Raw genomic sequence first — 12429 nt, forward strand, 5'->3', positions numbered from 1 at the left:
GCGGCAAGCAAGTGAGTAAAAAACGGAGAGCCTGATGCCAGAAGAGTTGGTGATTGAGGTAACGAATGGAGCCCAAGTCGAGGGTGAAACCAGGCCATATCTAGGTGTCTATGCCAGGGTTGGTAGCAGCCCAGTCGTGCGTATCTGGATGCCCGCCGAAGACGCAACCGATCCCGGAAAATGCGTGCCGGAGCTTATTAACGCTGGGCTGCAGTTTTTCGATCGACCTGTCATCAAGCAGCAGTTGGCCGAAGCATTGAAAAACGTTCGTCCGTCCTCCGCGAAGGTAGCGGTCCGGAGCGGTTGGCACGGGAACTGTTTCGTCTTCGACGGCCAAATATGCAAAGGAAAAAATAACCCGGGCTTTTTTCTCCATCAGGACTTGCGTCAACAGTACATTCCTTATCCAGAGGCGCGGAACGATGAACTAATCGACTTCATCGATGAGGCCGCAACTAACAGCGACTTCCTAGCGGCTGCGACGATGATAGCCTTCGCTCAGCCTCTCTTGGGTCTATTGCCGTCACCGGAGCGTCCCGTTATCTATTTCTGGGGTGAGAGTCGGACCGGGAAAACGACGCTTGCCGCGCTTATCAACGCGATTACTTGCCCACCATCGAATAGAGAGCTTCGCCCTTTCGATTCGACGCCGCGTGCATTCGAGGAGGTATTGCAGTACTGCTCGGACAACGTAGCTGTATTTGATGAGCTGAACACGTTGGATGATGCGGGAATCGAGCGAGCTTTGTCCCCCTTTATCTACACTGCAGCGAACGGGAGGGGGAAGGCTCGTTCAAAAAGTGCCAATTTCCCTGATCTGCGCTGGCGCACGACGGCCGTCGTAACCGGTGAAAAGAATCTAGATGCACTAAAAACGCGGCGAAAGGGCAGTGGACAAGATGCGCGATTGATGACGATTGCTATTCCTCTCCGAGAGAAGGGGGGTATTTGGCCATCCTCATGGACGGAAGAACGGCGCGCTAATCAAACAGATGAATTGTCTTCGCGCATAGGCACTTACTCAGGGCATAGTTATCTAAAGTGGATCCGTTGGATCGTCGAGCATCAAGACGAAATCAGGTTGAGGCATGCGAATAAGATCTCGCGTTACGCAGAACGCTTAGCGGGAAGGGACGCCGATAGTCTGGCTCGGTCAACTGCGATTAAGTTCGCTCAGCTGGCGGCGGCAGGAGAAGAGCTGATCCGCGCTTGTGTCGTTGATTGGGACAACGCCCTGCCTTTCGGAGCGATCGGCCGACTGTATGAGGCTGATAAAGCATCGAAGCTCGCGACAAGCGCCGATTGTAATGTGGCTCAGCAATCTGCTCTAACAATTCTCGCACATCTTGCAGTTGGGCATATCCCGGTCGCCATGGCCGAGCAGGATCTTACCAATACGAAAGCTTTCATTTCACGTTGGGACGGTCAGCAGTTCGTCATGATCGAAAAGGGAGCGGTTTCATGTTTTGCGGGAGCGCCCGAAGCGGAGGTCATGTCAGCCTTCAAAGCTTGTGGCTCAAATATCGCTTCTGGATCGACGCCTTATTTTCAGGATCGAAAGCTGGAAAAGAGGTTCCTGCGAGTTCCAGTCACGTCGTTGGAACGTATCGCCTTCGCACCGGCGTCAGTTGGACAACGCGACGGGCGGGGCTGACCATGCCCGTCAGTGTGAACCTTCACGGACAGACAAGTCCCACCCCACTGACGCGCGGCGAGGTGGTTCACTAAAGCGGGCACAAGGTAACGATGTAGCCTGAAACTAGTCGTCGGCTCCTTCTGCATCAAGATCAAGGCAGCGGATGCGGCTCGCGAATAAACTGATGCTCCGCTTGGACTCTGGCGAATCGTTGCGGCCGACCATAACCGTGTTGTCATCGCATCAACGGCAACCTTATCGTCGGCTGTGCGAAGAAGACGTCATGGCAAGTGACCGAGCATCGCTGGAAGACCCTGCATCACACGCCAGATCCTAGCATATTAGACAAAGAACCAGGATCGATTTCCCCGGGGCGGGATTAGCAATGGGGGATCATGAACAACGACGACGATGCCTTTTTTCGGCTGGGTGTTTTGCCACCGACTCAGGCTGGGGTGGTCTGGTGAAAAGGCCGCAACCCATCCAGCCCCCTCGGACTCGAAAAAATCAGCGGCCTTCCCTCAAGCTTTCGACTTGTTCGCCGATGGCCAATCTGCGTCGCCGGTCGTAGAAATCCCCAGCATTGGCGAGGCATTGTTCTACGCTCGCTTAAGGAAGCGCGCTAGGTCTGCCAGAGCCCCGGAAGGCGAAATTCCGTATCGACCGAGCGGTGGTAAGTCGGAATTGCCCCTCAGAGAGAGTGTGCGCGTCAATCTCCGGGATCGCAGCCAGGGCACTCATCACCGATATCGTTGAGGGTGTCGCGAACCGCTGCTTCTGCTTCGTCCGCGGACATACCGTCAAATGGCTTCTCCCGAGCGGAGGCAACCGCCTCGTCAAGCGCGCCGCTATCGAGATTGTCGGTGACGTAACCGTGGTTCTCACATTCGCTAGCTGCACCGTGCTCTATCAACACGCTCTCCGCCCAACTACGAATTTCCTCACGTTCGGCCATCAGCCTTTTTGCGCCACTCATTTTACCTCCTATCTTGATCCCATCATTTGGTCATGCCGCAGGGCTGGTGTAACTGTCCGGAACAAGCTTTCGGCGATCCGGCTTCGACTCCACGAACATCAAGGACGAACCGACTTCCCGGTCTCCCAGGATGAGACTAAGTCCCCAATTGCGGACGGCATGATCTTGGCCATGTCGATCGATACCACTTTGCTCGACATGTCAAGAATGAGTCTCGTTGCAGGCGACGTTCATCACATCAACAGCGGGCCTTTTCGATAGAAATAACCTTCGGAAGAACATATATAGATCCGTCGGACAATGATTGCGAATTGGGGGATTGATGGCGGCGATCTTCGTCCACGTATCGGACATTCATTTCGGCCAGGAACGCGACCACGTTGTTCACATCCATGATGATGTAAAGAAGGAGCTTGTTGCGGACGCCGCTGAGGTGATCGCCAATCTGCCATCGGGAGTGGCGCAGGGCATCCTCGTCACTGGCGACATCGCTTATTCTGGTAAGGCCGAACAATACGAAGCCGCCGGTAAGTGGTTGGATACACTCGCCGAGGCTATCGGGTGCCCCATACATCGGGTCCAGATGATCCCAGGGAATCACGACCTCGATCGCGACAAGTTATCGATCGGCGGTGGCAAGCTCCTCGATTTTATTCGGGCGGGTGGTCCGGCTGAATATGAGAAAGTGATCTCGAACGATCACGACCGCGCGACACTCTTCTCCAGATTCGAGGAATATGGCCGGTTCTGTATCGGCTACAACTGTGGCCTCGACGAGGAGGCGAAGTACGCAACCAATTTGCGCATCGAGGTGGGCCCGGAACGCTGGATCAGGTTCGTTCGTCTCAATTCTTCACTCTTGTGCCATGGAGAGGAGCGGGACGATCAGCCTGAGCTCGTGATGGGCGAACGTCAGTTCGTCATCCCCCGCCACGCGGGTGAGGAGAACGTTGTCCTCGCCCACCATCCATTGAACTGGTACAAGGACGCTGCAGATGTGCGTCAGTATGTGCGCAGTCGGGCTCGGGTGTTCATTTCCGGACATGAACACAATCCCAAGGTCAACATTGACGAGGTCAACGAGGGCTGCGATGTGATGATGCTCGCGGCCGGTGCCGCGGTCCCGTTTAGGTCCAACGAGATCTATACCTTCACATACAATATCATCGAATTCGACTGGGAAGATGGCACCGACAGCCTCGTTATCACGATACACCCGCGCGCATGGAACCCGGCCAAGACGTGCTTCGAGGCGGACGACAAGCGCCTGGGTGGGAAGGATCCGCGCTTCACGCTGGGTTCGCCGAACTTCAAGAAGATCGGTCCGGCCCCGGCCGCGCCCGCAAAGGAAGCGGATGTAGGTGGAGGTGATGCGGCGGCCGAGCCAATCGTTGAGCTGGTTCCCGCAGAGGGCGTGGAGGACAGCGCAGGGGAGACAGCGCCAATGCCGCGGGATATTGACGGATATGAGCTCGCCCTTTTGCGGTTCTTCCGCGACCTCTACGAGAGCGAGCGGCTGAAAATCCTAGTAGAGCTCGATGCCCTCCCAGCTGAATCCAACGAACGGATGAGCCAAGGTCTTGAGCGCCGGCTTTTTGACTGGCTAGCCAGGGAAGGCAGGCTCCCTGAAATGATTTCGATGATTGATAGGCTGATAGGCGAAAGAAAGGAGAGGGACGCATAATGGACAACCTTCCAGTTCATATTAGGATCACATCGCTCACTCCGACGAACGAGGACGTCAATGCGCGGCGGGCGGCTATAGACGAGCTTTCCACCGCATGGGCCAAGATTTCAGACATCGGCGAGATCTTGAGCAAGGCTGAGATGATCGCTGACTCGCTAGGGGGCGACGGTAAACCTGATGACGACCTGGGCTTGGAGGTACAGGAAGCGTTGCAGAAGCATGCGTCCGCCTTCCTCTACACGGAGTGTCCTCTTGACGTGGGTGTCTGTGCCGGCGTCGCCGCCTTGTCGATCCTCAGCAGCGCTCCCGGTATCGGAGGCTGGACGATCGTTGACGTTTATTCGAATACATTGTGGTCCGCCCTCGCGTTTCAGCCTAGTCTGACTGAAGAGAAGCGCGAAAGGCTGCGTCGCGAGGTCCTGGAACTGGCGCAGCAGCGTAGTCGGTCGGCGGCGGATAAGGCCCGCGAACGCACTATCGTTTCCGAGATGGGCGATCTGGTCGTGACGATCGCGGAAGGTGCCAAGCCTACCACAACGTTCAAGAAGGCGACCGGGGCGACTATCGAAGCACTCCGGCGGAATGCGGCACTCGATCGAGAGGAGCTCGACTTCCTATGGTGGGTGCAATTAAACCGCAGTCGTTTGCTGAAGCGTGCGATCGGCGATGTGGCTGAACCTTTGCGCCTCGTTGCCTCCGGGATCGAAGCGGCGACTCATTTGCGCCGCCTACCCGCCGATCTGCACTACGATCTCGTGCTCCGCACGATCGACGATGATCCCGAACTCAATCTTAAGGAGTTAATCGAGGCCATCGGCGATGATCGGAAGCTTCTCTCGGCGTCCTTCAACACGACGCGTGCTGCTGATCACTCGTCCGTTTTCCCCCTCCTGCACGCCCTCGCGACCGGCGAAGTTGACTCACCGGGAGCCGGCAGGAAACATAAAGTCTCCACATGGGCCGGTCGCGCGCTGCTCGAGGCGGGTCTGAACCGTATGTGCGACAATGGGGTCCGACAGCTATGAGCGCCGCGTGCAACTTCGACGGTTGCACGGTCGGGGAAACCGGAGTGTGCGCGTTGGAGCGCGATCCAGTAACCTGCGAGCACCGTATCGGTAACGCGGCACCGGCCATCGCGAATGGTTCGGCCTCCGAAGCCGAGCCGCCCAACCCAGCTGATTTATCCGCCATCGGCGCGCCGGTACTCCAACGGCCGACGGGCACCTCCTCGTTCCCGTCAAGCCGGGCTTTCGGTCCGGACTCGGTCAGCAAGATGATGGCGTCGCGCTACGTGACCGTGATTGGAATTCTAGGCGATCCTGAATCGGGCAAAACTGCCTGCCTAGCCAGCCTCTACCTGATGATCTCAAACGCTGAATTGGCCGGGTGGAAGTTTGCTGACAGCAAGACTTTGATGGCTTTCGAGGACATCGCGCGAGGCGCCCGCGAATGGAACGCGGGCAACCCACCCGAGCAAATGACCGTCCACACCGAACTGTCCGATGACCGGCGCCCTGGGTTCCTGCATATGCGCCTAGTCGGTGATTCGGATGGCCGGCGGGTTGACTTGGCTCTACCAGACCTGCCTGGGGAATGGACGACTGAGTTGGTCGGAACCTCACGGGCCGACCGCTTCGAGTTTCTGAAGGCTGCCGACGTGATTTGGGTCGTGCTGGACGGTCGCGCGCTTGCGAATAAGGAACGTCGACAGGGCGTTATATCGCGGGTGGGTCAACTTGCGGGCCGGCTCGGAACCCTGGTGGGCGGTAAGATGCCCAAGCTGGTGCTTGTAATCACTCATCGTGATTCTGGTGAGCCTTCAGCCGCGGTCACGACTCTGCTAGAGGCGGAGTTGGCGAAGCGCGACCTTACAGCGACTGTCATACCCGTAGCGCCGTTCTCCGATGACGACAAGCAGGTAAAGTCCGGTTTCGGTATCGATGAACTCATCGAGGCCTCGACCACCAGCATCCTGCCGCGCGTAGAATTCTGGCCGCCTTCGGACCCCGTGGAAGGCATGCGTTCCTACGTTAGCTACAGGAGAGACCGATGAGCCGCTCGATCGTGCTACTTGGCGGTCCTGACTCCGGCAAGACCAACTATGTTGGGCGCGTCTGGTCTGCGCTCGACGCAGGAGGCGGCTGCCTGCATGCGGCTGCGCAGCCCGAGGATATCCGCTTCGTTCTTGATGTTGCAGATCACCTGTATTCGGGCAACTTCGCCCCTCGATCCGAGCACGCCGACGAAAGGCGAGACTTCGAGGTGGTGGTCGCGGCTGAGAAGGGCGGTGAACAGACAACGATCGTGATCCCAGACATTTCAGGAGAGCTGTGGTTGAACGCCGCCGAGCATGGCGAAGTCACTACCACGCTGCTGGAGGAGATGCGGTCGGCCAATGGAGCATTGCTGTTCGTCCGCGTCAATTCAGAGGCCGACGTCCGCCCGTTGAACTGGGTGACCTCGAAGCAGCTTCTCGCCAAGCTAGGCAATGCCGATGATAAGGGGCTGCCAACTCAAGTCATGCTGTGCGAGCTGCTGCGGTTTCTGGAAGCCTCGCTATCGGAACGCCCGCACGGGCGACCACCTCGTGTCTCCATCGTGGTCAGCGCTTGGGACATAGTTGATCAGCAAAAGTTTGTCATGGGGCCAAAGGCTTGGCTTGAACATGAGTATCCGCTGCTCGCGGGTCGTCTCAATGACGTCGAGGCGATCGAACTGCGGGTCTTCGGCCTCAGTGTGGTCGGCGGCGATCTGAAGGTCGACGAGATCTGTAGGAACGATGTGCAGGAGAATGGATTGGATGGACGTGGCTGGGTCGCCATTCAGGATGGCGAAGGCGTCTGGCAGAAGGATCCAGACCTCACCCTGCCAATTGCGTGGGCGGTCGGTAGCTCATCGTGACTGTCATCGAACGCCAGATCCACGGATATCGGCAGGGGCACCAGCTCTTGGCCGCGTCTGCGCTACTTCCAAAGGAGGACCAGTCGGTCGTCGATCGGCTGTCGGACGTGGCGGGGCCACTGCGCCCGCGCGAACGGTTTAAATCCTATCTGACGGCGTATCCGCTGCCGAGCGGCCAGTGCTTCGTGGTGGCGCGGACATGGCAGGACCTGACAGTGGCCCGGGCCGGGTGCGTGCGGACCTTGAGTTTGCTCATACCGATAAAAGACTGGGGCGAGGCCGAGGGGCTGTCGGGCTATCTCAATCTGTTGAACATGGACCGGCTTCCCGAAGACCATGATGCGAGCCAAGTCGTCTTGAATGCGACGCCAGCGGTGCCGCTTCCGCCCGCTCCAGGTTTCGGCGGCAGTGATCTGCTGGAGGCGCTCTTCCTCGAAGAGGCGAGGCCGGTTGTCGTTCTCGATGCGGTCGATCCCGATCTCATCGCCACGCGACTGCTGACCGCGCTGTGGCCGTCGCTTCGGCGGCGGTTCGCGGTCTCTACGTTTGCGCTGTCACCACGCAAGGTCGCGGGTCGCGACTTCGACGTTGTATTTGCGCCAAAAGATGCCCGGGCGAAGTTCGCGGACTGGAACGGCCGCAGGGTGGATGGTCGCTCGATCCAAGGCAGTCGGCATCCGTGGACCGGGACCATCGTGTCTCGGGTTTTCGATCAAGCCTATCCCCGACTCCTTTCTGCCACCGAGGTTGAAATGGTCGGTGGAGACGAACCAGGCATCGATAACGCATCCGCCTTTCGTATAGCGATGTTGTGGAACGAGCTGGTCGGTAAGTTGCAAACGACGCCGACTGCTGCGCTTGGGCTACTGGACATCGCGAACTCCGGCAAGGTGCGCGACTCTCGGGCTCTTGAGGCGATTGAGCCGTCGCTTGCAGAGGCGGTGCAGCAGGCTTCCGCGAGATTCCCCGAGGTTGAGGCATGGAGCTTCCTAGGAGCGCTTGCCCGTAAGCTGCAAGGGCGATCAATGCCGAAGGGGCGCGCCGCGGTCGCCGAGGCGGTCGAACAGCTCGCTGCGCGAGCGCCGGAAGGGGCCGTCGCGCTACTGTCGCAGGACGATCCACGTGGTGTGGTCGCTGACCTGCTGCCAAGGATCGCGTCAGGCATCGGAGGCACGTTCACGGACCGCGCGGAGCGCGCGCTGCTCGAAGCCAAACCCGCGGTGCTGGGGCGGCTGCTGGCCCAAGATGGGCCGTTGATCGGGCGCGTTGCCTCTGAGCGCACGTTCATCGACCGCCTCGAACAGGTTCTGCCGCTGCTGGATGCTGCCACGCTTGACGTAGTTGGCCCAGGCCTGCTCCCGTTGTTGACTGAGGATTGGCAGATCCCTGCGGCAGAGCCGCTGCTTGGCCTGCTTGATGGCCCGCAGCTAGTTCGGGAATTACATCACCTTGGGGAGGTAAACGACTTTTCTGCTGCACAGCTCTCCGCCGTAGTTCTAGGCAGGGCGCTCTCTGCTTCCACCAAAGCGAAAGTGCGGTCAGCCCTCCTGTCACTTTCGCCCACTACACGCCGCGACACTATGATCGCGAGGACGCTGATCCCCAGCGTCGAGGACGCGCGCTGGCTCATTGATACCGATGTACTTGATCAGCAGACAGCGACCGCCATGCTGCTCGATCTTCTACGCGACGCTGATGACCTACAGCTCGCCGCCATGCTGGCCAACAAGGTGGTGGGAAAGCTCGCAATCGACACACTGACAATGCTGGAGCCCGATCTGCTGCTACGCGCTGTGTCCGGCGACGCGCTTCCGATAGCGATGTTCGTCCGGATCCTGCCGCGCGTGCTAGACGGGCTCGTTGGCGACGCAAAGTTGATATTAGCCAAGCACGCTCTCAGCCGTTGCCTTGGCTGCCGCCTCGGTGATGACGAGGTCGAGTTCCTTGCATCGACGCTGAGCATGTTGGGGAGCCATCTCGACGGTGCGTGGGCCGCCCGAATCGGCTTAGCGAAGAACGTCGACGCAACGATAGCCAGCCGGAACATGGTTGCCTTTAGTAAGGCGAGCCCGGCGGCCAGGCGTCGGATAGTTATGGCCGTCGCAGAGATAGCTCACGCCCTGCGGAATCGTTCAGTCTTCGACCTTAACGAGAAGGCGGTCGAAGCCTGCGCCGCATTCATGTTCGACGCCGAGAAGTTTTCCCCGAGCGCTCTTCTCGAGGCTGCAGGCTCCCTTTTGCCGACGTTGTTGCGTTTGCGCAGCCGGCCAGTCTCACTATTGATCGCAGCTACGTTTCCCCCGATCCATGGCGAGTTCGCCAAGGCCGACGACGTGCCCGAGTTTTTCAAGTTCATCCCGTTTATGGATTGGGATCGATGCAAGTCGGCACGGCATGAGCTTGTTGATGCGTTCATGTCATCGTCATGGCCGCCCCGCGATCTCGCTCTAACCGCCTGCCGCATCAATGAAGTAGCCAGGATCATGCGCCGGGTCGCCAAAAAGCACGACGGTGAGAATTACATCAAGCGGATTGCATCCGACGTCGGCAAGCTGCCGGAAGAGTGCAGAAACGCCGTCGAGAACGCGATTTCGCAACTGCGGGCCAATCCGGCGGCGAAGTACGATCCCTACGAATGAGCACGTCGCCATGAAGGATTAGAGGCGCCCCGGCTTGCGAGCGAAGCGACGGCCGGAAGTCGACGTGTTCTGTTATGCCATTGAAGCATTATTCCAACCCAAGGATTTACAATATTCGATGAGGCTAGGATTCGAATTTTCGAGCATCCATTGTGGATGATTGGCCGCGTTTCCCAACGGGTCGATGTAGGGCAGGCCTGGATCGGAGGTGCGGTTCTGATACAAGGTTTGATGTGTTCCATCATCGGTGATCTTTAGGCTGGCATCCGGGGCGAATATCACTTTAGTGCCAACTTTTGGAGGAGTCACATCAACAAACGTACCATCGGGCCTTTCCCAGATGCTGTGAAAATTGCCAACGATATGGCTCTCGAACTCCCAAAGTGCCCACCCGTGAACGCGGCGGCCGCCACCTTTCATAACGGCGTCCTTCACTGACACGTGGCAGAAGTCAGCCTGGTATTTGGCGTTTATCGCCGAATAGCCAACTACCTCAAACGCTTGCAAGTTGAAGTTCTTCAAAAAGGTTGGGATTCTAGTATCCATAAGGCTTGGTAACTTGGGATACATCTCTTACCCTCCTGGGTAGAAACAGCTTCAATTTCTGGTGGTTTTAACTGCAACTCTTTAAACCTTCGTTCTTACGCAGTCGATCTCGTCCAGTCCAATTCGGCGCGAGCGACATCATAGGGTAGGCGTTTACGACGGTCACTGCGTTGCCGAGGGGCAGGATGCGGCGACGTTGATGGCTTAATTCGGTGGAGAATGATTCAGCCCCAAGGGGCGGAGTAGGGGCGTGAATTGGTGCAGATGTATAAAGGCGATAAACGGCAGCAATCGAGGGTGGCATGACCGAGAGTTTGAGCGTCGCATTGGATAATTTCGCGAAAGCTATTGCGAATATGCCGACCCAGAAGATGACCAAGCACATCAAACTAAAAGGTCGTTGTCCGCATTGTTCGACCCCTGACGCCGGGTTTGAACAATGGTGGATAACCCACGGCGTATCGTCATCATTCAATGGCGGTCCCTCCTATGTGTGGGGCGTCTACGCTTGTAACTCCTGCGGCGGGATGATGCTGACCAGGGGGAACTCCGGGGATACCTCTGCTGAGCCCATCATCCACCAATACATTCCCCAAGCGCGGCAGGCGCATGAGGACATCCCGGTTCCAGCGCGCACTTATCTGGAACAGGCAATGTCTACCCTCCATGCTCCCGACGCTTCGGCGGTTATGTCCGGATCGGCCGTGGACTCAATGCTGAAGCTGCTGGGCTATGAGAAGGGCTCCGTCTATTCCCGCATCGATGAAGCCGTGGCGGAACATAAAATCACTGAAAACATGGGTGAGTGGGCGCATTCGGTACGACTTGGTGCAAACCGGCCGCGCCATGCCGATCTGGAGAGCCCTCATGTTTCACCTGAGGAAGCGACGCAATCGCTAGAATTCGCCGAGGCGCTGGCGTTCTTCCTTTTCGTTCTTACGAGACGAATTGAACGAGGCAGGGAGGCCGCGGCGAAGACGTTGCAGGGCGACGCAGCGGTAGATGAAAAATTGACGCCGCCGGAGAACCCGATCAAAATTCCGGTGTGAATTCTTCAGGCCGTGCCCACCTTTCCAATGTGGCCGCCCTCGGCTGCATCGTGGTGTTTCCGGATTCTGGCGAACGCTGTTCCTCTCCGGCTGAAACCCATGATCCCGCAAGGGGAATGCCCGCGGCTCGATGAGATGAGCAAGGGTGCCGAGAAGCCGAGCCGCCGGGCGTCGTGCAAAGACGCCCTTCCGCGCAGCGGGTTCGTCCTCGGCCCCCGATCGGCCGGTACGGTCGGCGTGTGCAATGATCGTCTTCGGCGCCCTCGCGTCACCTAGGGGTATAGGCTGGTGTAACGTCACCTTATCGTGCCCGGTGCCGTAACATCCGGGTTGACATCGACTATTTGTGACAGGGTAGCCTTGAGCCTAAAGCTTGAGGTGACATATGGCCCGCATTGGTTACGCACGCGTCAGTACGATCGACCAAGACCTGGATATTCAGTATACCAGGTTGAAGGCCGAAGGCTGCGAAATAGTCCGGTCGGAGAAAATATCGGGAGCAAGTCGAGAGGGACGTGGTGAGCTGGCCACCGTCATCGAATTTCTGCGGCCCGGCGATGAACTGGTCGTTTCGCGCCTTGACCGCTTGGGTCGCGATACTCGGGATGTGCTCAATATCATCTATGAATGCGAGCAGCGCGGGGCCTTCGTGACCGTGCTGGATCCCCATGTGACGACGCGTGGCGAAATGGGGCATCTGGTGCTAACCGTTCTAGGCATGGTGGCGCAGATGGAGCGCCGCTTTATCAAGGAGAGGCAGCGTGAGGGTATTGAAAGGGCCAAGTCAGCAGGGCAGTACAAGGGTGGAAAGGTTCGGATCGACCATGAGAAAATTCGCGAACTGTCAGATTCGGGCATTGGCGTAACGATAATCGCCAGAGAAATCGGCTGCTCGCGAATGCAGGTTTATCGCGTGCTAAATGCGCGAACAGCATGACCGATTTGCGCCCTCATTCCCGCCATCGGAGGTGAACCTTCAATTTCCTGAAAGCGGT

10 protein-coding genes are annotated in these 12429 nt (G+C 58.1%); 8 read left to right on the forward strand and 2 right to left on the reverse strand.

Features of this window, described 5'->3' with window-relative positions; genetic code table 11:
• Nucleotides 1-34 precede the first annotated feature (34 nt).
• A complete protein-coding gene (locus tag C5J24_RS25290; RefSeq protein WP_105421824.1) occupies nucleotides 35-1654 on the forward strand; it encodes a DUF927 domain-containing protein in 1620 nt (539 codons plus the stop codon).
• Nucleotides 1655-2345: 691 nt separating this feature from the next.
• Here the strand turns inward: C5J24_RS25290 and C5J24_RS25295 are convergent.
• The gene (locus C5J24_RS25295) at nucleotides 2346-2612 is read right to left on the reverse strand and encodes a hypothetical protein (protein ID WP_105421826.1); all 267 of its coding nucleotides are present in this window, start codon (nucleotides 2610-2612) and stop codon (nucleotides 2346-2348) included.
• A gap of 322 nt (nucleotides 2613-2934) precedes the next feature.
• Here C5J24_RS25295 and C5J24_RS25300 point away from each other — a divergent pair, with 322 nt between their 5' ends.
• The 5 genes from C5J24_RS25300 to C5J24_RS25320 are packed head-to-tail and all read left to right on the forward strand — an operon-like array spanning nucleotide 2935 to nucleotide 9839.
• Nucleotides 2935-4296 carry a metallophosphoesterase gene (locus C5J24_RS25300; protein ID WP_105422040.1) on the forward strand — a complete coding sequence of 454 codons (1362 nt, stop codon included), beginning with the start codon at nucleotides 2935-2937 and terminating at the stop codon, nucleotides 4294-4296.
• Nucleotides 4296-5324 (forward strand): GTPase-associated system all-helical protein GASH, encoded by a 1029-nt coding sequence (locus C5J24_RS25305; protein ID WP_105421828.1) that lies wholly within the window; start codon nucleotides 4296-4298, stop codon nucleotides 5322-5324. The genes C5J24_RS25300 and C5J24_RS25305 overlap by 1 nt, the downstream gene beginning before the upstream one ends.
• A gap of 53 nt (nucleotides 5325-5377) precedes the next feature.
• Nucleotides 5378-6352 carry a GTPase domain-containing protein gene (locus tag C5J24_RS25310; RefSeq protein ID WP_205836974.1) on the forward strand — a complete coding sequence of 325 codons (975 nt, stop codon included), beginning with the start codon at nucleotides 5378-5380 and terminating at the stop codon, nucleotides 6350-6352.
• On the forward strand, nucleotides 6349-7200 hold the full coding sequence (locus C5J24_RS25315) for a hypothetical protein (protein WP_105421832.1): 852 nt from the start codon (nucleotides 6349-6351) through the stop codon (nucleotides 7198-7200). The genes C5J24_RS25310 and C5J24_RS25315 overlap by 4 nt, the downstream gene beginning before the upstream one ends.
• A complete protein-coding gene (locus C5J24_RS25320) occupies nucleotides 7197-9839 on the forward strand; it encodes a hypothetical protein (protein WP_205836975.1) in 2643 nt (880 codons plus the stop codon). The genes C5J24_RS25315 and C5J24_RS25320 overlap by 4 nt, the downstream gene beginning before the upstream one ends.
• 72 nt (nucleotides 9840-9911) lie before the next feature.
• Here C5J24_RS25320 and C5J24_RS25325 read toward each other — a convergent pair whose 3' ends face one another.
• Nucleotides 9912-10409, reverse strand: coding sequence for a hypothetical protein (locus tag C5J24_RS25325; protein WP_105421834.1), 498 nt, complete (start codon nucleotides 10407-10409; stop codon nucleotides 9912-9914).
• A 278-nt stretch (nucleotides 10410-10687) separates the two neighbouring features.
• Here C5J24_RS25325 and C5J24_RS25330 point away from each other — a divergent pair, with 278 nt between their 5' ends.
• Together C5J24_RS25330 and C5J24_RS25335 are read left to right on the forward strand one after the other, a co-directional pair.
• Nucleotides 10688-11434, forward strand: coding sequence for a DUF4145 domain-containing protein (locus C5J24_RS25330; RefSeq protein ID WP_105421836.1), 747 nt, complete (start codon nucleotides 10688-10690; stop codon nucleotides 11432-11434).
• Between the two features lie 385 nt (nucleotides 11435-11819).
• Nucleotides 11820-12371 carry a recombinase family protein gene (locus tag C5J24_RS25335; protein ID WP_105421838.1) on the forward strand — a complete coding sequence of 184 codons (552 nt, stop codon included), beginning with the start codon at nucleotides 11820-11822 and terminating at the stop codon, nucleotides 12369-12371.
• The last annotated feature ends 58 nt before the right edge of the window (nucleotides 12372-12429 follow it).

Origin of the sequence: Neorhizobium sp. T25_27, from assembly GCF_002968565.1 — a bacterium.
Taxonomy (GTDB): domain Bacteria; phylum Pseudomonadota; class Alphaproteobacteria; order Rhizobiales; family Rhizobiaceae; genus Neorhizobium; species Neorhizobium tomejilense.

What these genes read in the sequence shown, in the direction of transcription:
- C5J24_RS25300 (WP_105422040.1), top strand. Translation starts at nt 2,935, where the DNA reads ATGGCGGCGATCTTCGTCCACGTATCGGACATTCATTTCGGCCAGGAA.
- C5J24_RS25325 (WP_105421834.1), bottom strand. Translation starts at nt 10,409, where the DNA reads ATGTATCCCAAGTTACCAAGCCTTATGGATACTAGAATCCCAACCTTT.
- C5J24_RS25330 (WP_105421836.1), top strand. Translation starts at nt 10,688, where the DNA reads ATGACCGAGAGTTTGAGCGTCGCATTGGATAATTTCGCGAAAGCTATT.
- C5J24_RS25305 (WP_105421828.1), top strand. Translation starts at nt 4,296, where the DNA reads ATGGACAACCTTCCAGTTCATATTAGGATCACATCGCTCACTCCGACG.
- C5J24_RS25335 (WP_105421838.1), top strand. Translation starts at nt 11,820, where the DNA reads ATGGCCCGCATTGGTTACGCACGCGTCAGTACGATCGACCAAGACCTG.
- C5J24_RS25315 (WP_105421832.1), top strand. Translation starts at nt 6,349, where the DNA reads ATGAGCCGCTCGATCGTGCTACTTGGCGGTCCTGACTCCGGCAAGACC.
- C5J24_RS25290 (WP_105421824.1), top strand. Translation starts at nt 35, where the DNA reads ATGCCAGAAGAGTTGGTGATTGAGGTAACGAATGGAGCCCAAGTCGAG.
- C5J24_RS25295 (WP_105421826.1), bottom strand. Translation starts at nt 2,612, where the DNA reads ATGAGTGGCGCAAAAAGGCTGATGGCCGAACGTGAGGAAATTCGTAGT.